Genomic DNA, 25,851 nt, shown 5'->3' on the forward strand with positions numbered 1-25,851 from the left:
CGGCGGTCGACTGGCGGTGGCGAGAGGATGTTCAACAAGTACTACCAGGACGAGCTCACCTACCTGAGGGATCTGGGGCGCGAGTTCGCGGCCGCCTACCCCGGGATCGCGCCCATGCTCGCGGAGAAAGGCGGGGACCCCGACGTCGAGCGCCTGCTCGAGGGCGTCGCGTTCCTGACCGGCAAGATCCGCCAGAAGCTCGACGACGAGCTCCCCGAGGTGATCCACTCGGTCGCGTCGCTGCTCTTTCCGCACTACCTCCGCCAGATCCCGGCGACCTCGATCATCGAGTTCACGCCGCTCCCGAACGTGGTGCGCGAGAAGCTCGTCGTCGCTCGGCACGCGGAGGTCGGGTCGGTGCCGGTCGACGGCGTCTCGTGCCGGTTCCGCACGACCCAGGACGTCGAGCTCGTGCCGCTCGCGGTGGAGGACGTGCGCGTCGACACGGGCGCGCAGCTCGCGCAGACGCTCCGCATCGAGCTCCGCCTGACCGGCGGCGCCGCGCTGTCGGGCCTGTCGCTCTCCTCGCTGCGCTTCTACATCCACGGCGAGCGCAGGCTGCAGGACGACCTCCGCCTCTGGGTCGGGGCGCACGTCGACACCGTCGCGCTCGCCGCGGTGGACGCCGCGGGGCGCGACACGACGATCGCGTCGCTCCCGGCGCGCGCCGTGCGGCTCACCGGCTTCTCCGATGAAGAGTCGCTGATCCCGTACCCGAAGACGGTCTACCCGGGGTTCCGGCTCCTGCAGGAGTTCTTCACGCTCCCGCAGAAGTTCGCGTTCTTCGAGGTGACCGGCCTGCAGGCGCTCTCGGCGGAGCGGATCTCCGACCGCTTCGCGATCCTGCTGCAGTTCAGGGACGGGCTCCCGCCGGGGACGCGGCTCGGCAAGGAGAACATCCGGCTGTTCTGCTCGCCGGTCGTGAACCTGTTCGAGCACACGAGCGATCCGATCAAGCCCGAGGCCACGAAGCACGAGTACCTCTGCCGCCCGGCGGGCGCGGCGCCCTCGGCCTTCGAGATCCACAGCATCGACAAGGTCGTCGGCATCGCCCGGCGCACGAGCCAGCGCGTCGAGATCCCCTCGTTCTTCAGCTTCCAGCACGAGCTCGATCCCGAGGCCGCCGCGCGGACGATCTTCTACCAGGCGCACCTCCGCCCGGCCGCCATCGGCGACGGCATCGACATGTACCTCTCGTTCGGCTCCCCGCAGGACGCGGGTGCCCTCCCCGAGTTCGACGTGATCAGCATCGAGGCGACGAGCACGAACCGCCGCCTGCCGGCGCAGCTGAAGCTCGGCGATCTCAGGGTGCCGACGGCGACCTCACCCGCCGTGGCGAGCTTCACCAACCTCACGGGCGTCACCGCGCCGCTCCCGCCGCCGCTCGGGCGCGAGCTGCAGTGGCGCGTCTTGGCCCACATGGCGATGAGCTACCGCTCGATCACCGAGCTCGAGGTGCTCCGGGCGACGGTCGATCTCTACAATTTCCAGGCGATCATCGATCGTCAGGCGGCGCGCGCGAACCAGCTCCGCCTGGCCGCGATCAAGGCGATCCGGGTGCGGCCGACGGATCGGCTGTACCGAGGGGCGCCGGTGCGCGGCGTCGCGGTCGACGTCGAGCTCGACGAGGGCGGGTTCGTCGGCGAGGGCGAGATGTACCTGTTCGCGAGCATCCTGAACGAGATGCTCGGGTCCTACGTCTCGCTGAACTCGTTCACGCAGCTGACGGTCACCGGCACGAATACACGCGTGGTGCACAAATGGGACCCGAAGAGCGGCAGCCTGACGCTGATCTGAAGCCGGCTGCGCCGAGAGGCGCCGCGAGCGCCGACCCCGTCGCGCTGGAGACGCTCCGGCGCTTCGCGGATACCGCGCCACGCTTCTCGTACTACCGCCTCATCTACCTGCTCGAGCGGCTCTTCCCTGCCGCGCCGCCGGTGGGCCAGCTCGGGCCGGTGCAGGACGAGCGCATCCGGCTGCGCGGCGACCCCTCGCTCATCTTCGCCTCGAGCGACGTAAGCGAGCTCGCGCCGGTCAAGGCCGCCGACGGCGTGGAGCGCGCCCGCGTCTCGACCACGTTCCTCGCCCTGTACGGCTCGGTGTCGCCGCTGCCGGCGTACTTCATCGAGCAGATCGCGCAGGCCGACTACCAGGGCGGCCCGCAGCCGATCCGCGAGCTCCTCGACGTCTTCCACCACCGGCTCCTGTCGCTGCTCTACCGCGCGTGGACGAAGTACCGCCTGCCCGTCACGTACCGCAAGCAGGGCGCCGATCCCTTCTCGCGCCGGATGCTCTGCGCGGTCGGCATCGACGGCTTCCGCGGCTACGAGACGCCGCTCGATCGCTTCTTCTTCCTCCGCTACGCGTCGGTCCTCGCCTCGAAGTCGCGCTCGGCGAGGAACCTGGAGACGGTGCTGTCCGAGATGCTCGGCAACATCGGCGTGAAGATCGAGCAGTTCGTCGGCCACTGGACGAAGATCGAGAAGCCGTTCAGGAACAAGCTCGGCGTGATGAACCATCAGCTGGGCGAGAGCCTGACCCTGGGGCGCTACGTGTTCGACGGCTCCGGCCGCTACAAGGTCGTGCTCGGCCCGGTGGGCTACGACGAGTACCTCTCCTTCTTGCCCGGGGGTCGGCGGCAGGATCTGGTCCGCGGCGTCATCGAGACGTTCACGCCGGGCATCCACGACGTGATGCTCGAGATCCACGTGGACACGGAGGAGGCGCCGCGGTTCCAGCTCGGCTCGCCGCGCGCCGCGACGCTCAAGCGCACCGCGTGGATCGGCGGCTCTGCGGCGGAGCGGCTCGTGATCACGATCCCCCTCGACGACAAGCACCTCGCGGGCGGCGACGACGAGGACGACGACGATCGGGGCGAGCCCCCGCCGATGTGACCCAGGCCGAGCGCCGCCGCCGCGGGCCCGCCGGGAGGCGCGAGCGCCGCGGCCCCGCCCTGCGCTCAGTAAACGGTGAGGCTCTGCAGCGCGGCCGAGATCTCGTCGGCGTTCGCGTCGACGTTCTCGTGGTGCACGATCTGCACGAGCAGGATGCGGCGGGGGCTCCGGAGCAGGATCTCGTGGGCGAAGGCGTCCGAGATGGGCTTCGACGGGATCTTCGCCTTGACGAGGTAGCTGCGCCCCTGGGTGTTCGCCGTGGCCACGGGCGCGCGGCCGGAGAGGATCTCCGCGCCCTGCTCCTCGAGGTCCGCCTCGTAGCGCTTGAGCACGTCGGGCCACGGATCCTCGGGGCTGTCGATGCGCTCGTAGATCGAGAACAGGAACTGCCGCGGGGACTGGTACGTGATGAAGCGGCGCTCGGGCGTGTAGTCGGCGCCGCCGACGTTCCAGTCCATCGGGCGGCTCATGCGGACGTCGCCGTTCATGAGGCCCACGCCTATCCGGCGCGGCACCCGGTCCGTCGCCGGCGCGTCGAGCGGCGGGAAGTACACCTCGAAGCTAGAGTCCTTGCTCAGGGAGCCGGCCGCGCCGTGGAGGTAGAAGACGTCGTCCTGCTTGGGGGCGGTCGGGGAGCCGCCGCAGCCGGCGAGCAGCGCGATCGCGGCCACGGCGGCGCAGGCCACGCCCGCGCGCCCCGCTCCGGCGGCGAGCGGACGGCGGGCGCGGAAGGCGGGGACGTGCGCGAGCATCGGCATTCCGAGGTGCCTCATCGGGGGAACTCTAGGCCAGCGAGGGCACGCCAGCCAAATGTTCGCCGAGGAGTTTGCCCTCGGGGTGCCCGGCATTGAATGATTGCCCGGCCCGGGCAGCGCTGCGCCCGCCGATCGAGGCGGTACCCCGTGCCGTGAGAGAGACATGTCCAACGAAAGCAAACCGAGTCGCAAGGGCGAGCCCGCCGGAGCACCGGCGGCGAGCGCGCCGAGCCCCCCCTCCACCCGCACGAGCCAGGGCCACGAGCGTCCGGCGCCTGGCCGCCGCGCGCCCCGGCGCCCCGCGCTCGCGGCAGCCTTCGCGCTTGCGCTGGGGGCCCCTGCGTGCAGCGGCATCGACGCCGGCGTGGAGTACCCGGACGACCTGCCCGCGATCGATCGGAACCTCTTGACTCCCGAGAACGGCCCCGAGGCGCCGCTCGCGCTGGGCGAGTTCAAGATCGGCCCCGAGACGTGCAGCGGCGTCGACACGCACCCGGTCACCCAGAAGCTCTCGCCCGAGGATCTCAGCCGCTTCCTCGCGGCGCAGGGCGCCGGGAGCATCACCCCGAAGCTGGCGAGGTCGAACCTGTACTGGTTCGACTTCCCCGCGCGCGACAAGTCGTTCATCCGGCTGCGCCTTGCGGTGCTCGAGGACGCCAAGCACGCGACGCAGGATCTCCACGACGCGGTGCTGCAGCACGGGCCAGGCTGGTGGGGCGTCCGCCGCTCGAACCTCGCCGTGCTCGCGCCGAAGGCGAGCCTGAGGGAGGCGATGGCGTTCGCCATCAAGTACAAGCTCGTCTGCTGGGGCGTCTTCACGTACGCGGCCAACGACGACGCGTACGTCGTCCCCGGGCCCTACGCCGAGCTGTGAGGGGAGCCGGCGCCGCGCGGGGTGGAGGCGGCGCACGCCGCCGGCGCGCCGTCGGCGACCTCTGCGAAGCTGGCCCACGCTCGGGGAGAACGCGTAGACTGCGCCCATGCGCCGTTACGTCTTGCTCGCCGCCGCCGTCGCTCCGATCCTCGCCGTGACCGCAGCCGTCTCCGTGCCCGGCTGCAGCGAGGAGTTCGAGAACATCTGCGCGTTCCTCAACGATCCCGAGAGCTGCTACCACGCGTTCCAATCTGAAACCGCGGCTGGGTGCTGGACGCCGGGCGCAGGAAACGGACCAAGCGGCGCCTTTGCGAGCCGCGACAAGCTCGATGTCTGCTTCCTCGATGAAGGTGGCCAGATCGTCTTCGATCCCCCTCTCGATATCGCAGCATTCCCCCCGAAGACCATGGCCTTCAAGCGCCTCGATCGGACGGCAGCGGAGTGCGGCTCCGTCACGTTCTCAGGAGAGTTCAGCTACTCCGTGACCGTCCAGGTGCCCTGCACCGCGGACGAGATAGAGGGTGGCGTGGCGGAGTGCGCGGACGCCGGCGCCGATAGCACCATCAAGATCGGCAAGACGATGACCCTCGCGACTCCGGAGGGCAGGAGCACCCTCGACGTGAGCTGCACGAACGGGTCATCGCACCACTTCAATCGCGTCGACATCCAGGAGTGCGCGACGGAAGGACAAGACCAGCTGCAGCCTCGGGCCGTGCTCGAGGCGAACGCGGGCAACCAGCCCCCGCCTGATGCCGACCCCACGATGACAGGCGACTACGCAGGCTCCGTCAAGCTCAACGTTCACTATCCGCAGAGCAACTCGATAGTGGAGTTCGAGAAGGGAAAAACGCGGGTGGAGCAACCGCCTGTCGTGGTCGAGTACTTCAACTGCCGTATCCCAGCTCCGGCGCCGCTCTGCTTCGACGGCGAGAAGGACGGCCTGGAGACCGACATCGACTGCGGAGGCACGCTCTGCACGAAGCGGTGTGCGGAAAGCCAGTCCTGTGCTCTGGACAGCGACTGCGCGACCGGCACGTGCAGAACCGACAGCAGCGGCTTCCTCAAATGCCAGGCAGCTGCCAGCAGCAGCGCAAGCGCCACCACCGGAAGCGGTGCAGGCGCAGGCGGCTCAGGCGGCGCAGGCGGCGCAGGCGGCCAGTAGCCTCGCTCTCCGCTCAGGCGACCAGCACCTTCACCACGAACGTCGTGCTCCCGAGGCGCAGCCGGTCGTTGTCGCGCAGCTGCCGGCGCTCGCCCTGCCCGAGGCGCTGCTCGTTGACGAAGGTGCCGTTGCGCGAGCCGTCGTCCTCGATGAAGACCTGACCCGTCGTCGGATCCGCGTGGATCGACGCGTGCCGTGAGGAGGCGCTCGCATCCGCGAGCCCGATCTCCGTCGCCGGGTCCGCCCCGGCGCGCCCCACCTGCGTCCGGCCGCTGTAGATCGGCCAGAAGCTGCCTCCGGGATCGTTCTGGAACGTCACGATGAAGCCGACGAGGACACGCGCGGGCTGCGCCGCCACCTGCGGCACCGCGCCCGAGACCGCGCCCTGGACGATCGGCGGCGCGACGATCGCAGGCGCCCTGGCCTGAGCGACCGCCGGCACCCCGCCCTGCACCATCTGCGGCGGCGCGACCGCGCCCCCCTGCACCATCGGCGGCGGCGCCACCACGCCCGGCTGCACCATCGGCGGCGGCGCCACCACGCCCGGCTGCACCATCGGCGGCGCGACCAGCCCCGGCGCCCCCGTCGGCACGACCATCGGCGGGGGCGCAACCATCTGTGGAGGCGCGCCGAAGACCGGCGCCGGCGCCACGGGCTGCTGCCCCATCGCGCCACCCATCGACGCGCCGGGCACCATACCCGGCCCCGGCGCCCCGAGCGCCGGCTGGACCGGCGGGACGCCCGGCGCGTTCATCGGAGGAGACGCCGGCTGCGACGTGAGCCCCGCGGAAGGCGCCGCTCGGGCCCAGGGTGAGACCGGGAAGGGAGCTTCCGCGCCCGTCGAGAAGGCGACGCCTCCCCCCGGCGATGCCGGCACCGCGAGCCCGCCTCCCCCGACCCCGTAGGCCTGAGGAGGAGGTGGATAGGCGCCCTGCGCGCCCCCCGCCGCGTAGCCTGGCGACGCCGCGCCGCCATAACCCGAGACGGCTGGCTGCCCTGGATAGCCAGGCGGGCCAGGCGGAGCATAGGCGCCAGCCCCCGCCTGCACCGGCGGAGGCGCGACCGGAACAGAGGCTCCAGGCGCTGCGCCCGCCACGCTCGTACCGCACATCGAGCAGGCAGCGTCGGTCTCCTTGAGCATCCACGCGCAGTTCGGACACGGCCTCATGCGGACTCGAGGCTACCGATTCGCTTGACATCCGTCGAGGTGAAAGCCGCGCTTTGGCGAGAGCGCGCGAGCACGCCGCGCGTTCAAGCCGCGCGGCGCAGGCCATGCGACGCCGCTGCCACGCGCTGCGACGCGAGCGCGCCAAGCTCGCCGAGAGGGAGACGTGTCCGTCGCCGCCGCGCGGGCGTCTTCACGAATCACGAAAGAAGCACGAAAAAAGGCGCCGCGCGTTCGAGCCGCGCGGCGCCTCGCAGACAGGTCGCTCAGCGATCGCTGGCGACGGCCGTCATCAGTTGCTGGCGATCGAGCTCTTCTCCGACTTCTCGATCTCCTTCTTCTCGCCGTCCTTCGACTCCTCGGTCGCGGGCGCGGGCTCGGGCAGCCGCTCGAGCGCGGCCTCCAGGACCTGCTCCATCCGGCTCACGAAGAAGAACTGCAGCTCGTCCACGACCTCCTTCGGGACCTCCTCGAGATCCGCCCGGTTGCGCTCGGGGACGATGATGCGCTTGATGCCGGCGCGGTGCGCCGCCAGCACCTTCTCCTTCAGGCCGCCGATCGGGAGCACGCGGCCGCGGAGCGTGATCTCGCCCGTCATCGCGACGTCGTGGCGGACCTTGATCCCGGTGAGGAGCGAGACGAGCGCCGTGAACATCGTCACGCCCGCGCTCGGCCCGTCCTTGGGCATCGCGCCGGCGGGGATGTGGATGTGCAGATCGCTCTTCTCGAGGAAGTCCTTCGCGATGCTGTACCTCGACGCGTTGCTGCGCACGAACGACAGCGCCGCCTGCGCCGACTCCTTCATCACGTCGCCGAGCTGGCCGGTCAGCTGGAGCTTGCCCGTGCCGTACATCCGCGTCGCCTCGATGAAGAGGATCTCGCCGCCGACGCTCGTCCACGCGAGGCCCGTCGCGACGCCGCTCTCGGCGGTGCGCTCCGCGACCTCGCTCGTGTACTTCGCCGGGCCGAGGAACTCGTGCAGGTCGTCCTCGTTGTCGACGCGCCGCTTCTGCGTGTCGCCCTCGGCGACCTTCACCGCCACGCCGCGGATGACGCCCGCGATCTGCCGCTCGAGCGACCGGACGCCGGCCTCGCGCGTGTAGTGATCGATGATCTCCTCCAGCGCCTTGTCCGTGACCTCCAGCTGCTCGGTCGTGAGCCCGTGCTCCGACAGCTGCTTCGGGAGCAGGTGCTGCCGCGCGATCGCGAGCTTCTCCTTCCGCGTGTAGCCGGGGATCTCGAGGATCTCCATGCGGTCGCGGAGGGGCGGCGGGATCGGATCTGCCACGTTCGCGGTCGCGACGAACATCACGTGCGACAGGTCGTACGGGATCTCCAGGTAGTGATCCGCGAACGTGTTGTTCTGCTCCGGATCGAGCACCTCGAGCAGCGCCGCCGACGGGTCGCCGCGGAAGTCGTGCCCGATCTTGTCGACCTCATCCATCATGAAGACCGGGTTGATCGTCCCCGACTTCTTCATGCCCTGGATGATCTGGCCAGGGAGCGCGCCGACGTAGGTGCGCCGGTGGCCGCGGATCGCCGCCTCGTCGTGCACGCCGCCGAGCGAGACCCGGTGGAACTTGCGGCCGAGGGCGCGCGCGATGCTCCGGCCGAGCGACGTCTTGCCGACGCCGGGAGGCCCGAGCAGGCAGAGGATCGGGCCCTTCTTGTCCTGCTTCAGCTTGCGGACCGCCAGGTACTCGAGGATGCGCTTCTTGACCTTCTCCAGGCCGTAGTGGTCCTCGTCGAGCACCTTGCGGACGCTGCCGATGTCGAGGTTGTCCTGCGTCGACTGCGTCCAGGGCACGTCGAGGATCCAGTCGAGGTACGTCCGCACCACGGTGTACTCGGCCGACCCGACCTGCATCGTGCGCAGCCGCTTCAGCTGCTTCTTCGCGACGGTCTCCGCCTCGGTCGGCAGGTTCGCCTTCGCGATGCGATCCTCGAGCCCGTCGAGATCGCCCTGATCGCCGTCGTCCTCGCCCAGCTCCTCCTTGATGGCCTTGAGCTGCTGGCGCAGCACGTACTCGCGCTGGTTCTTGCCCATCTCCTCCTTGATCTGGGAGTTGATGCGCTCGCGCATCTTCAGGATCTCGAGCTGCCGCGTGAGCAGCCGCAGCACCTTGCGGATGCGCTCCTTGACGTCGATCGTCTCGATGAGCTGCGCCTTCTCCTCGACCGGAGCGTCGAGGTTCGCCGCGACGAGATCGGCGAGCGCGCCGGGCGCCTGGATGGAGTCGATGAGCGAGCCCGCCTCGCGCGGGAGCTCCGGCATCAGCTGGATGACCTGCTTCGCGATGTCGCGCAGGCTCATCGCCAGCGCCTCCGCCTCGACGTCCTCCGTCGCCGGCTCGTCCATGCGGCGGATCTTGGCGCGCAGGTACGGCGTGTGGGCCGTGACGCTATCGAGCCTGATCCGCGTGAGGCCCTGCAAGATCAACGAGTAGTTGCCCGAGCTGTGCTTCAGCGCCTTCAGCACGCGCGCGGCGCAGCCCATCGGGTACAGGTCCTCCGCCCCGGGATCGTCGGTCGACGGATCGCGCTGGGCGAAGATCGCGATGACCGGGCCGGGGAGGTTGTCGACATCCTCCACCAGCGCGACCGACTTCTCGCGGCCGACATCGAAGGGCGCGACGGCGCCCGGGAACAGCACCGCATTGCGGATCGGCAGAACCGGCAGCTCGTCGCCGAAGACGACCTCTTCCTCGGAGCGCGGCGGCATCGGCGGGTTCTTTTTCTCGGACATGGCGATCTCCTCTAGGCACCCGACCGGGGGAGGTAAACCCCTTCATCAACACGCAGCCGGGCCGCGCGGCCACCGCGCGCCCCGGTCATCTTGGCTTGCATCCAGACGGATGCGGATGGTGCAACGCGGAGCCCTGCTGGCAGCTCTTGGTGGAAGACAGCCCGCGAGGCTACGGGAACTCACCATAGACACGGCGCATGCCGCGTGCCACAGCCCTGGCCATTTTTTTGAATGAGGATACGCTGCGGGTGGTCGGCTCCGACTCCGACCTGCAGCGCTCGCTCGTCACGCTCGTCACCACCTGCTGGCGCGCGCGCGACGCGGCGCAGGATCCCCGGCGGCCGGGTCGCCGGGTCAACGACGCGCGCCAAGGAGGCGCGCGTCGGCCTTGCCGCTCGGCGCGGCAAGGCCGAGGCTGCGCCCGGCACGGAGCGACACCCTGGCCCTCGCTGAACGATGATCGATCCCCTGCTCGGCCTCGGCGCGCTCGCGATCGCGATGCTCGGCCTTCCGGCGGCGCCGTCGCTCGATCCAGGGCCCAGCCCGGCGTGCCCGGCGGACATGCGGCTCGTCACCGGCACGCACCGCGACGACGTGCAGCACGTCTGCGTGGAGCCGGTCAAGAGCGGCAAGGCGACCCACTGCTTCGCGTACTGGGAGGACATCACGGCCGAGGAGGGGCCGTCGACCGAGATCTCCGTGTGCATGGACCAGTTCGAGGCGCCGAACCAGCGGGGGGCGAAGCCGCTCGTCATGCAGTCGTTCGAGACGGCGACCGCGTGGTGCGCCGCGCGCGGCAAGCGGGTGTGCGCCGAGCAGGAGTGGGAGCTCGCGTGCGAGGGCCCCGAGCGGCGTCCCCTCGCCTACGGCTGGCGCGTGGACAAGGCGGTCTGCAACAGCGGCAAGGCCTGGCGGCCGGTCGACGAGCGGAAGCTCGGCGCCTCCGGCGAGGTGGCGCAGCGCGAGGTCGAGCGGCTCTGGCAGGGCGCGCCGAGCGGCTCCCATCCCGGGTGCGCCTCGACCTTCGGCATCTTCGACATGATGGGCAACGTCGAGGAGTGGGTCGCCTCGCGCCGCGGCCGCCGGTGGCCAGGCGCGCTCATGGGCGGCTTCTGGGCCAAGCCGTGGACGGGCTGCCGCGGGACGAACGACGCGCACGATCCGAAGTTCGTGTTCTACGAGACCGGCTTCCGCTGCTGCGCCGATCCGCGCTCGGCGCTCCCTTCGCGCGGCGCGGCGGCGCCCGCGGCGGACGACGAGCGCGGCGGGCGAGCGCCCGGCCCCTGAGGCCGAGCCTCCACGGCGGCGCTCGCCGCGAGCGAAGAAGGCGGCACGACGGGCGCAGGTCCTGCTAGAAGCCAGGGCGTGCGCGCCCTGTTCTTCGGTACCCCCGCCATCGCCGTGCCGTCGCTCGAGGCGCTCGCGTCGATCGCGGACGTCGTCGGCGTCGTCTGTCAGCCGGATCGGCCGGCCGGCCGCGGGCTCGAGCTGAAGGCGCCGCCGGTGAAGGTGAAGGCGCTGGAGCTCGGCGTGCCCGTGCTGCAGCCCGAGAAGGTCCGCACGCCCGAGTTCGCCGCGTGGGTCGCGGGCGCCGGAGCGGACGTCGCGCTGGTGATCGCCTACGGGCGCATCCTGCCGAAGGCGGTGCTCGAGGCGCCGCGGCGCGGCTGCATGAACCTGCACGCGTCGATCCTGCCGCGCTACCGCGGCGCCGCGCCGATCACCTGGGCGATCGTCGGGGGCGAGGCCGAGACGGGCATCTCGCTGATGCAGATGGACGAGGGCATGGACACGGGGCCCGTCTACGCGGTGCGCCGGACGCCGATCGGCCCGGACACGACCGCCGACGAGCTCGCGATCGATCTCGGGGCGCTCGCCGCGCGCGTCGTGCGCGAGGATCTCCGCCGCGCGGTGGACGGCGAGCTCGCGCCGACGCCGCAGGACCACGAGGCGGCGACGCACGCGGCGCTCCTGAAGAAGGAAGACGGGCGCATCCGGTGGGAGCGGAGCGCCCGGCAGATCCACGATCACATCCGGGGGATGACCTCGTGGCCAGGCGCCTTCACGACGATCGACGGCAAGGCGCTCAAGGTGCTGGCCGCGCATGTCGAGAGCGAGGCCGACCAGGCCGGCGCGCCGCCGGGGACCGTGGTGATGGCCGGCCGCAGCGTCGTGATCGTCGCCTGCGGCGCGGGCGCGATCCAGATCGTGCGAGCCCAGGTCGAGGGGCGGAAGCCGCTCGCGGCGGCGGACCTCGTCGCCGGGCGGACGCTCCAGACGGGGATGGTGCTCGGTCGATGAGCGCCGCCCGCGTCACGGCGCCCCGTCGTTGAGCGCCGCCCGCGTCACGGCGCCCGGTCGTCGAGCGCCGCCGGCGTCACGGCCCGGCCGGGTGCCAGATCGTCTTCATCTCGACGAACCGCTCGATCCAGCGGGGGGACGTCGCCGCCCTGTCGTCGAACCACTCCGCCTCGCCGAGCGAGCGGGCCCGCACCCGCTTGACGCTGGCCGCGGCCGCCTCCTCGAGGCGCTTCACCAGCGCCGCGTCCACGCCGTGCAGATCGAGCGCGGCGACGTCCATGTGCGCGGCGAGGTGCGGCAGCACCTCCGCGAGCTGGCCGGTGAGGACGTTGACGACGCCGCCCGGGAGATCGCTCGTGGCGAGCGCCTCGCCGAAGACGAGCGCCGTGCGCGGATCCGCCTCGCTCGCGAGCACGACGCAGGTGTTGCCGGCGGTGATCACCGGCAGGAGAGCGCCCGCGAGGCCGAGCAGCGCCGGCCGCGGCGGCGCCGCGATGACGACGACCCCCATCGGCTCGGGCACGGTGAAGGTGAAGTGCGGGCCGGACACGGGGTTCAGGCTCGCGAAGAGGCTCTGGTACTTGTCGGCCCAGCCCGCATAAGCGACAGCGCGATCGATCGCCGCGAGGACCTCGCGCTCGGCGGCGCCTGCGCCCTGCCCGCCGCGCTCGAGCGAGGCCGCGAGCTCCGCGCGCCGCGCCTCGAGCATCTCGGCGAGGCGGTAGAGGATCTGCCCGCGGTTGTACGCGGCGCGCGCCGACCACCCGCCGAGCGCGCCGGCCGCCGCGAGCACGGCGTCGCGCCCGTCCTTGCGCGAGGCGCGCGGGATGTTCTCGACCGCGCCCGCGCCTCCGTGATCGCGCACCTGCGTGTACCTCCCGGACTCCGAGCGCACGAACGCGCCGCCGACGAACATCTTGTACGCCTTGCGCACGCCGACCCGCGCGCGCGCCTCGCCGGGAGGAGCGTCGAGCGCGGCCGCGCCGGCGCACTCCCCGATCGACGTGCACCCCTCGTCGCCGCCGCTGTCCTTGTCGCCGAGCGCCATCAGTCCACCTCGAGGTAGGCGAGCAGCCCTTGGCGCCCGCCCTCGCGGCCGAAGCCGCTCTCCTTGTAGCCGCCGAACGGCGCGCTGGGATCGAACTTGTTGAAGGTGTTCGCCCAGACGACGCCGGCGCGGAGCCGCTGCGCGACCCAGAAGCTCTTCGAGCCCTTGCCGGTCCAGACGCCCGCCGACAGCCCGTACATCGTGTTGTTCGCCTTCTCGATCGCCTCCTCGGGCGTGCGGAAGGTCAAGATCGAGAGCACCGGGCCGAAGATCTCCTCGCGCGCGATCCGGTGCGACTGCGCGACGCCCGTGAAGAGCGTCGGCGCGAACCAGTAGCCCCGCTGCGGGAGCGCGCAGCTCACCGAGAAGCGCGCGGCCCCCTCGCGCTCCCCCGCCGCCACGAGCTCCTCGATCTTCGCGAGCTGCGCCCGCGAGTTGATGGCGCCCACGTCCGTGTTCTTGTCGAGCGGATCGCCGACGCGCAGGGTCGCCATGCGCTCGCGCAGCTTGAAGAGGAGCGCGTCGTGGACGCTCTCCTCGACGAGGAGGCGCGAGCCCGCGCAGCAGACGTGGCCCTGGTTGAAGAAGATGCCGCCGATGATCCCCTCGACGGCCTGATCGAGCGGCGCGTCCTCGAACACGATGTTCGCGGCCTTGCCGCCGAGCTCGAGGGTGAGCCGCTTCCCGGTGCCGGCGAGCGCGCGCTGGATGCGCTTGCCGACCTCGGTCGATCCGGTGAACGCGACCTTGTCGACGCCAGGGTGGCCGACGACCGCGGCGCCGGTCGCGCCGGCGCCCGTGACCACGTTGACGACGCCGGGCGGGAGATCGGCCTCCTCGATGATCTTCGCGAGGAGCAGCGCGGTGAGCGGCGTCGTCTCGGCGGGCTTGAGGACGCACGTGTTGCCCGCCGCGAGCGCCGGGGCGAGCTTCCACGCCGCCATGAGCAGCGGGAAGTTCCACGGGATCACCTGGCCCGCGACGCCGAGCGGCCGGGGATCGCGCCCGGGAAAGGCGTGCTCGAGCTTGTCCGCCCAGCCCGCGTGGTAGAAGAAATGCGCGGCCGCGAGCGGGAAATCGACGTCGCGGGACTCCTTGATGGGCTTGCCCCCGTCGAGCGACTCGGCGACGGCGAGCTCGCGCGCCTTCTCCTGGAGGGCCCGGGCGACGCGGTAGAGGTACTTGCCGCGATCGAGCGGGCGCATGCGCGACCAGTGCTTCTCGTACGCGGCCCGCGCCGCCTGCACGGCGAGATCGACGTCCTGCTCCGAGGCCTCGGCGAACTCGCAGAGCTTCTCCTCGGTCGACGGGCTGATGCTGTCGAGGTAGCGGCCCGAGGCCGGAGCGCGCCACGCGCCGCCGATGAAGAGCTCGTACCGCGGCGCGATCTTCACGTGGTCGCGCCCCTCGGGCGCCGGCGCGTAGCGCCAGGCGTCGCCGAACACGACGGCCGCGTCGCGCGCCGCGGTCGCGTCCCGGGGCGAGCCCCCGTCGCCGCCAGCCGCGGCGGTGCTGTTGTCGCTCATGCGGCGCACTCTACGCCCGCGGCCGCGCGTTGAACACCGACGCGGCCCCGCCCTCGCGGCGCGGTCAGTCCTTGCTGAAATGATCCCCGCTCTGGTAGGCGCCCGTCCGCTCCTTCTCGAGCTGCATGAGCACGTCGTTGAGGAGCGTCGACGCGCCGAAGCGGAACAGGTCGCTCGTGAGCCAGGCGTCGCCGAGGGTCTCCTTGACCAGCACGAGGTAGTGGAGCGCCTGCTTCGCGGTGCGGATCCCGCCGGCCGGCTTCATCCCGACGCGCCGCCCGGTCGCCTGCGCGTGATCGCGGATCGCCTCCAGCATCACCAGCGTCACCGGGGGCGTCGCCGCCGGCGTGATCTTCCCGGTCGAGGTCTTGATGAAGTCGGCGCCCGCGAGCATCGCGATGCGGCTCGCCTTGCGGACGCGATCGTAGGACCCGAGCTCGCCCGTCTCCAGGATCACCTTGAGGTGCGCGTGCCCGCACGCCTCCTTGGTCGCGGCGATCTCGTCGTACACCGCGCCGTACTCGCCGGAGAGCATCGCGCCGCGGTCGATCACCATGTCGATCTCGTCGGCGCCGAGCTCGACCGCCTGGCGGACGTCGGCGAGCTTGACGGCGAGCGTGGAGAGGCCGCTCGGGAAGGCGGTCGCCACACTGGCCACCTTGACCGCCGAGCCCGAGACCGCTCGCTTCGCCACAGCGACGAGCTTGGGATAGACGCACACCGCCGCACAGGAAGGGATGTCCGCGCGCTCGTGGGGTCGAAGCGCCTTCTGACAGAGCTGCTCAACTTTTCCCGGGGAGTCTTTCCCCTCCAGGGTGGTGAGGTCCATCATCGAGATGGCGAGCTTGAGGCCGGCGACCTTGGCGGGGCCTTTGATGCTCCTTTTGCCGAGCCCGGCTGCGCGCTCTTCGACCATGACCTTATCCACGGTGGGCGAAGAGAAATCGGGGTAGGTGACCTCCCTGCCCTGGCGCACCACGCCGGGCGCGGCGCCGCTGTCGTTTCCGAAGATCGCCATCGGCCTCGTCTCCTGGCGCGGGAACGTACCAGAAGCGTCCGATCGATCCTACCGAGTGCGTGCTAACGTGGCGCTCTGATGAAGAGACGCTTCCCGATTGCCGTCGTTTTTGTCGTACTTGCTGTCGTCTTTGCCTTTGCCTCGCTGCTCGGGTGTGGCGCGGCCGAGCGACCCGATGGTGGACAAGGGCTGATCCCGGTCGGCGCGGCGGCGCCCGACGTGTTCGCCGCGGATCAGCACGGCGCGATCCAGCGGCTGTCCGACCAGCGGGGTCGGGCCGTGGTCGTGTACTTCTATCCGAAGGACGGGACGCCGGGCTGCACCGCGGAGGCGTGCGCGTTCCGCGACGCGTGGGATCGCTTCAAGCAGGCCAACGTGCAGGTCTTCGGCGTGTCGTCCGACACCCGCGAGTCGCACGAGAAGTTCGCGACCGAGAACAAGCTGCCGTTCCCGATCCTCGTCGACACCGATCACGCGTGGGCCACGGCGTTCGGCGTGCCGATGCGGCTCGGCGCGACGGCGCGCGTGACGTTCCTCGTCGATCCGGACGGCAAGATCGCGAAGGTCTATCCGGACGTGGATCCCGGGGTGCACGCGGACGAGGTGCTGAAGGACGCCGCGCAGCTCACGGGCGCCGCGCTCCCGGTCGCGCCAGCGGCGCCGGGCAGCGCAGCGCCGGCCGCGCCGGACACCGCGGCGCCGGCCGCCACCGGGGCGGCGCCCGCGGCGGCGCCCGCGGCGGCGCCTGCGGGCGCGGCGGAGCCGGCCACGGCCGCTCCGGTGGCGACGGGGACGATGCTGCCCCCGGCGGCCCCCGCGGCGCCCCCGGCGAAAGGTCCGCCGGCGAGGCGGTGACGCCCGCGCGCGCACGCGGCGCAGGAGCGCCGGCGGGCCGCGCGCTGACCGCGCGGGCCGCGCGGAGGGCTGACGGGAGATCTGCAGACGGGAGCGCGCGCGTGGTGCGTAGGTCGTCGGAATTTTTGAACACCAACGGGTTGGATCTCTGCGTCCATCGCTTCCGCGACGACCACGCGCGGCCGACGGGCCTCACGCTGCTGCTGCTCCACGGCTTCCTCGACGCCGGGAGCACGTGGGACCTCGTGGCCGAGCCGCTCGCGCGGGCGGGGCACGACGTCGTCGCGCCGGACCTGCGCGGGTTCGGCCGGAGCGCCCGCGTCGGCGCGGGCAGCTACTACTACTTCCCCGACTACATCGCCGACGTCGCGGCGCTCGTGGACGCGCTCGCGCCGGCGCGCCTCGGCGTGGTGGGCCACTCGATGGGCGGCGCGGTCGCCGTGTACTACGCGGGCGCGTGCCCCGGCCGCGTCGAGCGCCTGGCGCTGCTCGAGGGCATGGGGCCGCCGGCGAGCGGCCCCGAGGTGGCCGTCGCGCGCGTCGAGGCGTGGCTGCGCCAGATGGCGGAGCTCGATCGCGCGCCGCGGAAGCTCTCGTCGATGCAGGACGCGATCGCGCGGCTCGTGGCGAACCACCCGCGCGTGCCGCGCGACGTGCTGGCGACGCGCGCGCCGCTGCTCACGCGGGAAGAGCCGGACGGCGGGCTCGCGTGGGCGTACGATCCGATGCACCGGACGACCTCGCCGCTGCTGTTCCAGGTGGAGGCGTTCATGACGTTCCTGGAGCGCATCGCGTGCCCGACGCTGCTCGTGAGCGGCGGGCCGACGGGGTGGCACCCGGAGGACGAAGCGGAGCGGGTGGCGAGGCTCAAGCGCGCGGAGCACGTCGAGCTGCCGGAGGCCGGGCACATGATGCACTGGTCGGCGGCGGCGGAGCTGGCGGAGCGGCTGGGCGACTTCTTCGCCGCGGGAGGAGACGCCGGGGACGCGGCGGGCCAGGGAATCAGGCGAGGAGCGCGAGGCGCGGGAGGAGCGGGCGCAGCCGCAGCAGCGAACGGAACCGGCTCGCTCGAGGACGGAAATAAAAGAGCTTGACTCGGCATGGCGAGTGGGTAATCTGCGCGCCTCCTCGACGAGAGGCGTGCCACCTTAGCTCAGTGGTAGAGCAACGGTTTCGTAAACCGTAGGTCTCGAGTTCAAATCTCGAAGGTGGCTCAAAGTGAATGCCAGCGTGTTCGCTGCCCTGGGGGCGAGCAGGTGACGCGCTGGGTGCGGCCATGTACGCGCCGAGCAGAGAACTCTCCTGCTCGGGCGAGTGGTCCACGAGCCGCGGCGGCGCGTGTGTAATCCACCGGTTGAGCCGGCGCGTCCCGGACACCGCAGGCCGTACGAGCTCATGCGGGATCGGCGCGGCTCTACGTGGATTCGCCGAGCGCCTGGCGCGCGCGCCCGATCCATCGCCGCAACGAGTGCGCGTCAGCGGGGATGCTGGTCAGGCCGCTCTCCTCCACGAGGCGCACCATGGCGGCGGTGTCCTTCTCGTTCATCCCGAGCTCGGCGAGCCTCTCTTGCGGCCTGCGCATCGCTTCGGAGCCATGGTGGCCGGCAACGGCCACCAGCCACGACTCCAGCTTCTCGATGGCAACACCGCCAACGACAGCCGGCGGCTGGTCCGCGGTACTTCCCAGCCCTTCGATCGCCCGTTCAATGCCGTCCTCGCGGTGGGCGAACTTGGCCTTGTCACGGTCGCGCGTGAACGCAAAGACCTCGCACCCACGCTTCTTGGCATGGTGGAAGGCGCGCTGGACGTTGAGCTCCTCGCCCTTTCCACCGATACCCACGCGGAGCTTGGGGATGCTCTTCCAGAGGATGGCGTCCACGACCTTCCACCCCTCGGGACGGACCTGCCGGAGCAGCGCCTCGACCACACCGGGCTCGGGGTTGTCGTCGCGGAAGCTCGGCTCGACTGCGAAACCGCCGAGCTCGTTCTTTCCCTCACCGGCGAGAATGACGCGGATCAAGGCTCGGTGCCCTCGAGGAGCGGCGCCTCGTCCTCGCCGTTGGCATAGGCGATCCACAGCTCGCCGAGCGCGTAGACCTTGGAGCGCTCTTCGAAATCGGGCGTATCCTTGATGCGCTTGACCCGGGTCCCCCCCTCGGCGGTGCGGGTGACGACGGACACCTCGTCGGGCTTGAGCTCGTTCACGACGAGCGGGCTATGGGTCGCCATGAGGACCTGTGTGCCGCTCTCCTCGACGATGGCACGGAGGATGCGCATGACCTCGGCGATGCGCGCCGGATGCAGGCCGTTCTCGGGCTCTTCCACGAGCAGGAGCGAGACCGGAGCCATGTAGCGGAGCGCGGCGAACGCGAGATAGTAAAGGAGGCCCTCGCTGAGCCGAGCGGCTTCCACCCGCGCGCCATTCACGAGCTCGACCTCCAAGACGACCTTGCTGCTCGTCACTGCCTTGACACGAAGGCCATTGATCGTCGGGAAGTGGCGGCGAACGTCGTCGACGATGCGGGAAAAAGCATCGTCGTTGCGGTTGCGGATGGCGAAGTAGATGCCGGCCAGGCCATGACCCCGGTCGTCGAGGAAGCCGACCGGCTGCGTTTCGGGGATCAGACCGCTTGGTTCACGCAGCGCATCAGGGTCGAAACGAACAAGCCTCGCCTGACGGAGCTGGCTCAGGATCCGCTGTTCCCATGGATGCTGGGTTTTCCGCAGTACGCCGAGAGATTCCCAGTGCCGCGGAACATTCGACCGATCGTGACCTGCAGACGTGTCGCTGCTACGCCGCTTCCCGGCACGCTCTTCCAGGTTTCGCAGCCCCGTTTCGATGGCGAACCAGCCTTCGTCGACGCCGCACTCGAGCAGGATATCGTGCGGTTTCCTCGGTGATTGAGAGGGTGGATAGCTCGTGGGCAGATAGGGTTCGAAGGGCTCCCATCTACCCTGATCATCCTGCCGAAAGTGGGCCCCGGCGAACTGCACCAGGGTCCGCAGGCCGTGCAGCAGTGTGCTCTTGCCGCTATCGTTCGGGCCGATGAACGCATGAAGCGGGGTCAGCGAGGCCTCGGTATCGACCAGGCAGCCGTAGTTCCGAGCGTAGAAGGTGTGAATCATCGCAGCTCCACGTGGGCGTCGGCCGCTCGCCTGCGCTGAAGGGCGTGCACGCTCTCCGTCCGCAGGTCGAGCCGCTCCGGAAGGCGGGGGAAGGCTTGCAGCCGCTCGAAGCCGCGCCAGCTCGGTTCATGCCGGAGGACTTCAGGCCGGGGCTCGGCGCCACGGAAGCGCCCGCGGCCGACGAGCTGAGCCTTGGAGCGACCCTCCTGGACGAGCGGATCGCAGCGGCCGACGAGCTCCGCGAGCTCGTCACGGGACAGGAGGTCGAACACCTGGCGCTCGCTGGGCATGGACGGAGGCGAAGAGTACGCCAGGAATCGCGGATGTGGAGCCTGGACTCTCGAACCACAGCCCGCCGACGGCGATGCGTCACGCCGGGGCGAGACCCAGCATCACCGCAGCGATCAGCGCCATGGCCACGCCGAGCGCGAGCATGACGAGCACGACGAGCCCCCACCTGGTCCGCGGAGACGCCGCGCGCGCTCTCGACGATCGCGCGCCAGCCCTCGCGGCATCCCAGGGCTCCGTCCTCGCCAGCCGCTCTGCACCAGGCACCGCCGCCGCGATGGCCGCTGCCCCGTCCCACCGCTCCGTGCTCCCCCGCGTCCCCGCTCCTGTCACTGGAGCAGCCGCCCCCTCCCACCGCTCCGTGCTCACCAGCAGGCTGGTTCCCGCGCCGGCTTCGATCACGCTCGCGCCTTCCCCCGGTGCCGGCCCCGCCACTTCACCCCCTGCTGCTGCCGGCAGCACCGGCCCCCGCAGTGGCTGCCCGGCAGCCGCATCCTCGCGCCGGGTCCCCGTCCCCGCGCTCGCCGCACCCAGCTCCCACGCCGGCTCCACCCGGAAGCTCTGCGCCATCGCCAGCCTGCTCCGCGCATCCGCGCCCGGCGCCGCGCTCCCCGCCATCACGCCCTGCCCCGGCAGCGCCGCCACGAGCTGCACCGCGCCCGCCGCCCTCTCCTCCCGAGGCGCCCCCCCGCGCTCGCGGATCGCCCGCTCCCTTGCCGCGTCCGCCGCCTCGCTCAGGAGCTGCCGCGCGGCCACGTCGTCCACGGCCCTCTCGGCCGTCACCGCGGTCCCCGCCACCTCGCGCAGCGCCGCCGCGAGCTCCGCCGCCCGCGCAAACCGGGCTTCGGGCCTCTTGGCAAGGCACCTGGCCACCGCGGTCCAGAGCGCCTCCGGACACCCCGGGAGCACCTCCGGCAGGGGCATCGCTTCCAGGTGCACGTGCGCCGCAAGGATCTCCGTCTCCCCGATGCCCGACGCCTCGTCGAGCACCGCGTACGGGTGCGCCCCCGCCAGCATCTCGTACGTGACCACGCCGAGCGCATACAGATCCGCGCGCGCGTCCACGGCGCCCCCGGCCACCTGCTCCGGCGCCATGTAGCGCGACGTCCCGACCGCCCTGCCTTGCCCGGTCAGCCCGAGGCCCACGCCCCGCGCGTCCTTCGCCACGCCGAAGTCGACGAGCCGCGCGCGCACGCCGTCGCTCACCAGGATGTTCTCGGGCTTCACGTCGCGGTGCACGAGGTCGGCCTCGTGCGCCGTCGAGAGCGCGTCCGCGATCTGGATCGCGTAGTGGAGCGCGCGCACTGGATCGAGCCGCGCGCCGCCCGCGATGATCTCCCGCAGCGGCACGCCCGAGGCGCGCTCCATCACCATGAAGAGCCGCCCGTCCGCGGCCCTGCCGGCGTCGTACAGCCGCACGATGTTCGGGTGCGCGACCCGCGCCGCGAGCTTCGTCTCCCGGAGGAAGCGCTCGGCGTAACGCGCCTCCCCCGCGAGGGCGCGATGGATGATCTTGATCGCCACCGGCCGCTCCAGCGCCATGTCGAGGGCGGCCCAGACCTCGCCCATCCCGCCGCGTCCGAGGAGGCGATCGATCAGGAAGCGCCCCTGGAACAGCGCCCCGGGGCTCAGCGGCTCATCGACGCTCGTCACCTCGCGACACCCTACCTCGCAGCCGCTGACGATAGCGAAAGAGCGCCCGGCCCTCCCCGCTTCTCTGCCCTTGTTGACCCTCCCCGGGAAAGGTAGCGTCGGGTGTCCATCGCGCGAAGCGCGCCGAGCGCATGCAGCGCCAGCGGGCAGCGCGCCCCCGGAGCCCGATGTCGAGCCCCCGCCCCGACCCCGATGACGGCGATCCGACCCTCGAGGCCCGCGTCGCCCACGCCGTCGCGCCGTACGCCGATCTCCTGCCCGCGGAGGATCTCGAGGCGCTGCGCGCGCTGACCTCGCGCTTCCTCGCGACGCACCCCGTCGCCGCCCCGCTCGTCGACCGGCTCCGCCCGCGCACGCCGCCCGCCGCGAGCGGCGAGGTCGACCGGCGCGAGCCCGCGGCGCTGGCCGAGGCCGCGCAGCGGCTCGCCGCGAAGGCGGGCGCCGCCAAGGGCCGAGGGCAAGGCGGCGCCCGATGAGCCACGGCGACCGGCCGCGGAGGCCCCTCCGCCCCGACCAGCAGGCGCTCGTCGCGGAGGCCGTGCCGCTCGTCGAGAAGCTCTGCGGTCACTTCCTCCGGCGGACGCGCGCGCACTACGTGGCCGACGATCTCCGCTCCGCCGCGGTCCAGGCGCTCCACGAGGCCGCGCTCGGCTACGATCCCGCCCGCGGCGTCCCCTTCCAGGTCTACGCATGGCGGCGCGTCGACGGCGCGCTGTCGGACGCGCTGCAGCAGGAGTCGAAGCACTGGCGCGCCGCCCGCGAGGACGGCTACGACGCCGCCGAGGCGGCGCAGGACACGAGCGACGTGCTCGCCGACGGCGACGCCGAGACGACCGCGCAGGCCGACGGGATGGCCGACCAGGTCGCGGCCGCCGCGGTGCTCGGCCTCGTCGGCCGCGCGCTGACGGCGCAGGGCGAGGAGGGCGAGCGGCTCCGCGCCGCGTACGACCGCGCCATCCGCGCGGTGGAGGCCGCCCTGTCGCGGCTCCCGGACGAGGAGCGGCGCGTCCTCGTGCTCCGCCACGTCGAGGAGCGGACCTGGCACGCGATCGGCGCGGCGCTCGGCTGCTCGGAGCGGACCGCGAAGCGGCGCAGCGCGGAGGCCCAGAAGCGGTTCGCCGGCGCGCTGCGAGCGGACCGGGAGCGCGCGCAGGGCGGCGCCGCCGCGCCGGATCGGGTGGGGCTGGCTGGCGCGACGTCCGGGTAGAGCGCCAGGCGGAGCGTCTCCCCGCTGCCGCTATTCTTGCGGTCGAGCATACCGAGAGCTCGCAGGAGACCCTTGGCACAGCGGCACGACGCGCGCCTTCACCTCCTCGAGAAACGCGCGCAGCCCAGAGGCGGCCCCCCGCTCCCGCAACCGCTCGAGCGGCGCTTCGGTCAAGCAGCGCGCCTCGCGCTCGCGATCGTCGCCCGTGAGCCGGTGGAGCACCCTCTTCGGGTTCCGCTTCGCCTGCTCGTCCTTCGCGTTGAGCTGGTGCGCCTCGTCGCAGGGGGAGAAGCCGAGCTCGCGTCGAAGCTCGCCGAGGCGAGCGCGCTCTTCGTCCGACTCGGGCTCGAACCCCGCGAGCACCCAGGCCTCGCGCATCGGATCAGGGCAGCCGAGGACGATTTGAAAAGACGCCCACCGCGAGGCCTCGGTCCGGGCTTGAGCAAGCCCTTTCCGGCGGAGCTCCCCCTGATCATCCATGTCCCAGACGATGAAGACCGCTCCCAGGCGGGTCGGCGGATCCCGCTTCCCTACCTCGCGCGCGATCGCGAATGCGTTCCTCGCGGCCTGGGCGCCCGCCGCCCCCGGCTTTCCGTCGAAATGCCCCGGCATGAAGCGCACGTTGCCGAGGCCTCGCCTGTACGCCTCGAGTTTGTGGATGTCGAAGAACTCCTTGCCGTGGCCGTCGCTCGCCCATTCACGGATGGACTCCGGGTGGGAACGCAGGAGGTCGCTCACCCAGGCGGGCCCCTCGTCGTGAAGCACGCGGTCCACGAGAGCGCTCGCTGTCAGGAAGTCGGCGGTGGCCTCACAGAAGACCAGGAGCTTCACGGCGCGCTCTCGGCGAGCACCCAGTCTCGCTCTGGATCCATGCTCCAGAGCTGGCCCGCCGAGAGCGTGCCTTTCACCTCCTTCGCCTGCGGGTGCTCGGAGAGGCGCTTGAGGGCGACGGTGCCGTCGTCGCGGAGCGCGAAGGCGTAGATCTCGGAGGGGTCGAGCTCGTCGAGGATGTAGGGCGAGTGCGTCGTGGCGACGATCTGGAGATCGCTGAACTCCTCGAGCAGGCGTCTGACCAGCCGCACCAGCTCCATCTGCGCCTGCGGGTGGAGCGACTCGGCGAAGTCATCCAGGAGCAGGACTTCCGGGCGGTTCGGGCCATGAAGCACGGTCAGGAGCGCCAGCGTGATGAGGGTCCCCTCGCTCGCCGCGTGCGCGGGGACGGAAGGGGCTCCGCGAAAATCGAAGTACACCTTGCTTCCGACGACGTCCTCGGCCTTGTGAGGCAGCTCTGGGTTCGGGCGTCTGACCCTGGCCTGCCGGATGCGAACCCGCTCCACGTTCGGAATGATCCGACGGAGCGACTCTTCGATACGATCGAACACTTCGTCGTGGCCGAGTTTGATTGCGGCGAGCGCGACAGCGGTGTTGGTCCCGTCGTAGCCGACGGTGGGCGCGAGCTCATCGCTGTACGCTGCGGCGGCGATGCGCTCCGCGTTGAGCTTGTAGACGGTCGTGGGTGCGACGATCTCGTCCAGCCGCGGCACCTGACCGCGGAGGGGGCGGTGGCCTTCAGCGGTGAACTGCCGCGCATCGCCGGTCCGTTCCCAGTCGACGAGCACCGACGATTCCGAGAGCACGGTCCGGAAGCTCCATGCCTCGTCCTCCCATGTGCCCCGTGACGTCAGCGCGATCGCCCCTTCTTTGGTCCCCCGGCGAAGCAGATCCCCGGGCGACCAATCACCTGTCAGCAAGTTTCGGGGCGCGTAGCGCACGAGGCGGCTCTGAAGCGCGAGCGCCTCGAGCACGCTCGTCTTCCCGGACCCGTTCGGGCCGACGAGCACGGTGAGCCGGCCGAGCGCGACGGTGCTGTCCCGATGGCCCTTGAATTCCTGGAGTCGAACGGACGTGATCATGCGGAAATTCCTACAGGTCGAGCTTCCCCTGGCCGGAGAGCAGCGGCATCCGGGGCCGCCCGCCGCGTCAGGCGCCACGGGCAGGCGGAAAGGTACGCCCGTGGGACCAGCCGGTGAAGCCTGTCCTGTGGAGGCCCGGGCGTCATTTTCGGCGGTTCGGCCGAGGCCCGGGGGCGCTTCGCCGCCGCGCTGCACGCTGACCGGGAGCGCGCAGCGCAGCGCCTCGGCGCCAGCTCAGCCAGGGCTCTCCGTCACGAGCTCCGGGACGACAGGCGTCGCCCCCGGCTGCTCGCCGCTGTCGCTCCCACCGCCGCCTCCGCCATCACCGCGCCCGTCCCCCTCGCCTCCCTTCGGCGCCTCCTTCCTCGACGACCGGGCCGAGTTGGGCCTGCCCACCGCGAACAGCGACGGGAACCGCTCCTGGGTGCGCGAGCTCTTCCGCCACAGCCACAGCGCTGCCGCCCGCACCTCCTCGTAGCGCAGGCAGAGCAACGTCCAGACCCGCACGTACCGGTCGAAGGCCTGCCGGGCCCTCGGCGTCATCGCCGTCGAGAGCTTCTGGATCATCGCCCCGGCCAGCTCCCGCGCGCGCGCCGCGTCGTCAGCCCGGTAGTGCTTCGCGTCCGCCTTCACGACGTCGGCGCGCAGCTCGTAGATCCGCGCGTAGCCGAGCAGATCGTTCGCGAGGTCGCGGTGCCCGGTGCCCGGCCGCAGCCGATCGAGCTCCGGCTTGATCGCGGGGTCGTCCGCGAGCTGGTACTCGCACAGCGCCTGCATGCGCGCCTCGACCTCCAGCCCCTCGGTGACCAGCGCGATCGGCAGCCGCGCCTCCGTCTCGAGCGCGCCGGCTGCCCGGGCCTCCGCGAGCGCGTGCAGCACGGCGAAGCACGCGAGCTCCAGCTCGTCGACGTGCGTGACGTCGAACTCCTCCCGGGGCAGCCGCGCGAAGCGCGCGCGCACGTCGGGCGAGGACACGAACCCGACGACGCCGAGGGCGGCGTACGTGGCCGCCTCGACATCGATCCTCACGGTGATGAGCTCGGCCTCGGCGAGGCGGTCGAGCTCCGGGGCGAGCGCCTCGAGCGCCTTCTTTCCAGCCGCGGGGTCGTAAATGGGCGGAGCGTACGATGGCTCTCCAGAGGCGGCAGCGGTCGCGGAGCGCTTCTTCGACTTCGTCACAGCAGGCATATCTCTCCTCCTGAAATCTCCTCGAAAGGGAGGCTGTTGGTTGCGTTCGACCCGAGCCGTCGCCGCGCCGCGCAGGCAGCGCGAGCGAACGATGGACCAGGGCCACCGGGACCGAGCGCGTCGCGCGAAGGG

General features: G+C 71.5%; 23 protein-coding genes and 1 tRNA gene. 11 read left to right on the top strand and 13 right to left on the bottom strand.

From position 1 onward, the window contains the following. The first annotated feature begins 27 nt into the window (after positions 1-27). Positions 28-1,797, top strand: coding sequence for a type VI secretion system baseplate subunit TssF (gene tssF / locus WMF22_RS27050; RefSeq protein WP_437292885.1), 1,770 nt, complete (start codon positions 28-30; stop codon positions 1,795-1,797). Further along, a complete protein-coding gene (tssG, locus tag WMF22_RS27055) occupies positions 1,761-2,894 on the top strand; it encodes a type VI secretion system baseplate subunit TssG (protein WP_437292886.1) in 1,134 nt (377 codons plus the stop codon). Before tssF ends, tssG begins: the two co-directional genes overlap by 37 nt. Positions 2,895-2,959: 65 nt before the next feature. Here tssG and WMF22_RS27060 read toward each other — a convergent pair whose 3' ends face one another. Further along, complete coding sequence (locus WMF22_RS27060; protein WP_437292887.1) at positions 2,960-3,667, bottom strand: hypothetical protein; 708 nt, start codon at positions 3,665-3,667, stop codon at positions 2,960-2,962. A 145-nt stretch (positions 3,668-3,812) separates the two neighbouring features. Here WMF22_RS27060 and WMF22_RS27065 point away from each other — a divergent pair, with 145 nt between their 5' ends. Together WMF22_RS27065 and WMF22_RS27070 are read left to right on the top strand one after the other, a co-directional pair. Then, entirely contained in the window at positions 3,813-4,523 is a 711-nt protein-coding gene (locus tag WMF22_RS27065) for a hypothetical protein (protein ID WP_437292888.1), read from the top strand. Between the two features lie 106 nt (positions 4,524-4,629). Beyond that, the gene (locus WMF22_RS27070; RefSeq protein WP_438031655.1) at positions 4,630-5,685 is read left to right on the top strand and encodes a hypothetical protein; all 1,056 of its coding nucleotides are present in this window, start codon (positions 4,630-4,632) and stop codon (positions 5,683-5,685) included. Positions 5,686-5,698: 13 nt separating this feature from the next. Here the strand turns inward: WMF22_RS27070 and WMF22_RS27075 are convergent, their stop codons facing one another. Together WMF22_RS27075 and lon are read right to left on the bottom strand one after the other, a co-directional pair. After that, positions 5,699-6,853, bottom strand: coding sequence for an FHA domain-containing protein (locus WMF22_RS27075; protein ID WP_438031656.1), 1,155 nt, complete (start codon positions 6,851-6,853; stop codon positions 5,699-5,701). Positions 6,854-7,142: 289 nt separating this feature from the next. Continuing rightward, positions 7,143-9,596 (bottom strand): endopeptidase La, encoded by a 2,454-nt coding sequence (lon, locus tag WMF22_RS27080; protein ID WP_012237635.1) that lies wholly within the window; start codon positions 9,594-9,596, stop codon positions 7,143-7,145. Positions 9,597-10,052: 456 nt separating this feature from the next. Between lon and WMF22_RS27085 the strand changes: the two genes are divergently transcribed. Both WMF22_RS27085 and fmt read left to right on the top strand, forming a co-directional pair. After that, positions 10,053-10,883 carry a formylglycine-generating enzyme family protein gene (locus WMF22_RS27085; RefSeq protein WP_437292891.1) on the top strand — a complete coding sequence of 277 codons (831 nt, stop codon included), beginning with the start codon at positions 10,053-10,055 and terminating at the stop codon, positions 10,881-10,883. 78 nt (positions 10,884-10,961) lie between these two features. Then, complete coding sequence (gene fmt / locus WMF22_RS27090) at positions 10,962-11,897, top strand: methionyl-tRNA formyltransferase (protein WP_437292892.1); 936 nt, start codon at positions 10,962-10,964, stop codon at positions 11,895-11,897. Positions 11,898-11,973: 76 nt separating this feature from the next. Here fmt and WMF22_RS27095 read toward each other — a convergent pair whose 3' ends face one another. From WMF22_RS27095 to deoC, 3 genes are all read right to left on the bottom strand, one after another. Then, complete coding sequence (locus WMF22_RS27095) at positions 11,974-12,813, bottom strand: aldehyde dehydrogenase family protein (RefSeq protein WP_437301614.1); 840 nt, start codon at positions 12,811-12,813, stop codon at positions 11,974-11,976. A 131-nt stretch (positions 12,814-12,944) separates the two neighbouring features. Continuing rightward, the gene (locus WMF22_RS27100; protein WP_438031657.1) at positions 12,945-14,471 is read right to left on the bottom strand and encodes an aldehyde dehydrogenase family protein; all 1,527 of its coding nucleotides are present in this window, start codon (positions 14,469-14,471) and stop codon (positions 12,945-12,947) included. 64 nt (positions 14,472-14,535) lie between these two features. Further along, complete coding sequence (gene deoC / locus WMF22_RS27105; RefSeq protein WP_437292894.1) at positions 14,536-15,489, bottom strand: deoxyribose-phosphate aldolase; 954 nt, start codon at positions 15,487-15,489, stop codon at positions 14,536-14,538. A gap of 78 nt (positions 15,490-15,567) precedes the next feature. Here deoC and WMF22_RS27110 point away from each other — a divergent pair, with 78 nt between their 5' ends. The 3 genes from WMF22_RS27110 (at position 15,568) to WMF22_RS27120 (ending at position 17,558) form a co-directional block, all read left to right on the top strand. Further along, complete coding sequence (locus WMF22_RS27110) at positions 15,568-16,344, top strand: peroxiredoxin (RefSeq protein WP_438031658.1); 777 nt, start codon at positions 15,568-15,570, stop codon at positions 16,342-16,344. A 101-nt stretch (positions 16,345-16,445) separates the two neighbouring features. Beyond that, complete coding sequence (locus WMF22_RS27115) at positions 16,446-17,438, top strand: alpha/beta fold hydrolase (RefSeq protein WP_438031659.1); 993 nt, start codon at positions 16,446-16,448, stop codon at positions 17,436-17,438. A gap of 48 nt (positions 17,439-17,486) precedes the next feature. Beyond that, positions 17,487-17,558, top strand: a tRNA-Thr gene (locus tag WMF22_RS27120). A 200-nt stretch (positions 17,559-17,758) separates the two neighbouring features. Here the strand turns inward: WMF22_RS27120 and WMF22_RS27125 are convergent. The 4 genes from WMF22_RS27125 to WMF22_RS27140 all read right to left on the bottom strand — a co-directional run bounded on the left by WMF22_RS27125 (position 17,759) and on the right by WMF22_RS27140 (position 21,411). After that, the gene (locus WMF22_RS27125) at positions 17,759-18,271 is read right to left on the bottom strand and encodes a hypothetical protein (RefSeq protein WP_438031660.1); all 513 of its coding nucleotides are present in this window, start codon (positions 18,269-18,271) and stop codon (positions 17,759-17,761) included. Between the two features lie 89 nt (positions 18,272-18,360). Then, a complete protein-coding gene (locus WMF22_RS27130; protein ID WP_438031661.1) occupies positions 18,361-19,470 on the bottom strand; it encodes an AAA family ATPase in 1,110 nt (369 codons plus the stop codon). Next, positions 19,467-19,760, bottom strand: a complete 294-nt coding sequence (locus WMF22_RS27135) for a hypothetical protein (protein WP_438031662.1) — start codon at positions 19,758-19,760, stop codon at positions 19,467-19,469. Before WMF22_RS27135 ends, WMF22_RS27130 begins: the two co-directional genes overlap by 4 nt. 79 nt (positions 19,761-19,839) lie before the next feature. Then, on the bottom strand, positions 19,840-21,411 hold the full coding sequence (locus WMF22_RS27140) for a serine/threonine-protein kinase (protein ID WP_438031663.1): 1,572 nt from the start codon (positions 21,409-21,411) through the stop codon (positions 19,840-19,842). Between the two features lie 167 nt (positions 21,412-21,578). Between WMF22_RS27140 and WMF22_RS27145 the strand changes: the two genes are divergently transcribed. Further along, positions 21,579-21,887 (top strand): hypothetical protein, encoded by a 309-nt coding sequence (locus WMF22_RS27145; protein ID WP_437292899.1) that lies wholly within the window; start codon positions 21,579-21,581, stop codon positions 21,885-21,887. Beyond that, positions 21,884-22,618 (top strand): sigma-70 family RNA polymerase sigma factor, encoded by a 735-nt coding sequence (locus tag WMF22_RS27150; RefSeq protein WP_438031664.1) that lies wholly within the window; start codon positions 21,884-21,886, stop codon positions 22,616-22,618. Before WMF22_RS27145 ends, WMF22_RS27150 begins: the two co-directional genes overlap by 4 nt. Positions 22,619-22,648: 30 nt before the next feature. Here the strand turns inward: WMF22_RS27150 and WMF22_RS27155 are convergent, their stop codons facing one another. The 3 genes from WMF22_RS27155 to WMF22_RS27165 form a co-directional block, all read right to left on the bottom strand. Further along, complete coding sequence (locus WMF22_RS27155) at positions 22,649-23,449, bottom strand: hypothetical protein (protein ID WP_437292901.1); 801 nt, start codon at positions 23,447-23,449, stop codon at positions 22,649-22,651. Continuing rightward, positions 23,446-24,531, bottom strand: a complete 1,086-nt coding sequence (locus WMF22_RS27160) for an AAA family ATPase (RefSeq protein ID WP_437292902.1) — start codon at positions 24,529-24,531, stop codon at positions 23,446-23,448. Before WMF22_RS27160 ends, WMF22_RS27155 begins: the two co-directional genes overlap by 4 nt. Positions 24,532-24,765: 234 nt before the next feature. Further along, positions 24,766-25,719, bottom strand: coding sequence for a hypothetical protein (locus WMF22_RS27165; protein ID WP_437292903.1), 954 nt, complete (start codon positions 25,717-25,719; stop codon positions 24,766-24,768). Positions 25,720-25,851 lie beyond the last annotated feature (132 nt).

The organism is Sorangium sp. So ce204 (assembly GCF_051526795.1).
Taxonomy (GTDB): domain Bacteria; phylum Myxococcota_A; class Polyangia; order Polyangiales; family Polyangiaceae; genus Sorangium; species Sorangium cellulosum_B.

What these genes read in the sequence shown, in the direction of transcription:
- tssF (WP_437292885.1), top strand. Translation starts at nt 28, where the DNA reads ATGTTCAACAAGTACTACCAGGACGAGCTCACCTACCTGAGGGATCTG.
- WMF22_RS27065 (WP_437292888.1), top strand. Translation starts at nt 3,813, where the DNA reads ATGTCCAACGAAAGCAAACCGAGTCGCAAGGGCGAGCCCGCCGGAGCA.
- WMF22_RS27150 (WP_438031664.1), top strand. Translation starts at nt 21,884, where the DNA reads ATGAGCCACGGCGACCGGCCGCGGAGGCCCCTCCGCCCCGACCAGCAG.
- tssG (WP_437292886.1), top strand. Translation starts at nt 1,761, where the DNA reads ATGGGACCCGAAGAGCGGCAGCCTGACGCTGATCTGAAGCCGGCTGCG.
- WMF22_RS27160 (WP_437292902.1), bottom strand. Translation starts at nt 24,531, where the DNA reads ATGATCACGTCCGTTCGACTCCAGGAATTCAAGGGCCATCGGGACAGC.
- WMF22_RS27095 (WP_437301614.1), bottom strand. Translation starts at nt 12,813, where the DNA reads ATGTTCGTCGGCGGCGCGTTCGTGCGCTCGGAGTCCGGGAGGTACACG.
- WMF22_RS27165 (WP_437292903.1), bottom strand. Translation starts at nt 25,719, where the DNA reads ATGCCTGCTGTGACGAAGTCGAAGAAGCGCTCCGCGACCGCTGCCGCC.
- WMF22_RS27110 (WP_438031658.1), top strand. Translation starts at nt 15,568, where the DNA reads ATGAAGAGACGCTTCCCGATTGCCGTCGTTTTTGTCGTACTTGCTGTC.
- deoC (WP_437292894.1), bottom strand. Translation starts at nt 15,489, where the DNA reads ATGGCGATCTTCGGAAACGACAGCGGCGCCGCGCCCGGCGTGGTGCGC.
- WMF22_RS27135 (WP_438031662.1), bottom strand. Translation starts at nt 19,760, where the DNA reads ATGCCCAGCGAGCGCCAGGTGTTCGACCTCCTGTCCCGTGACGAGCTC.
- WMF22_RS27085 (WP_437292891.1), top strand. Translation starts at nt 10,053, where the DNA reads ATGATCGATCCCCTGCTCGGCCTCGGCGCGCTCGCGATCGCGATGCTC.
- WMF22_RS27130 (WP_438031661.1), bottom strand. Translation starts at nt 19,470, where the DNA reads ATGATTCACACCTTCTACGCTCGGAACTACGGCTGCCTGGTCGATACC.
- WMF22_RS27070 (WP_438031655.1), top strand. Translation starts at nt 4,630, where the DNA reads ATGCGCCGTTACGTCTTGCTCGCCGCCGCCGTCGCTCCGATCCTCGCC.
- WMF22_RS27145 (WP_437292899.1), top strand. Translation starts at nt 21,579, where the DNA reads ATGTCGAGCCCCCGCCCCGACCCCGATGACGGCGATCCGACCCTCGAG.
- WMF22_RS27100 (WP_438031657.1), bottom strand. Translation starts at nt 14,471, where the DNA reads ATGAGCGACAACAGCACCGCCGCGGCTGGCGGCGACGGGGGCTCGCCC.
- WMF22_RS27075 (WP_438031656.1), bottom strand. Translation starts at nt 6,853, where the DNA reads ATGAGGCCGTGTCCGAACTGCGCGTGGATGCTCAAGGAGACCGACGCT.
- lon (WP_012237635.1), bottom strand. Translation starts at nt 9,596, where the DNA reads ATGTCCGAGAAAAAGAACCCGCCGATGCCGCCGCGCTCCGAGGAAGAG.
- WMF22_RS27060 (WP_437292887.1), bottom strand. Translation starts at nt 3,667, where the DNA reads ATGAGGCACCTCGGAATGCCGATGCTCGCGCACGTCCCCGCCTTCCGC.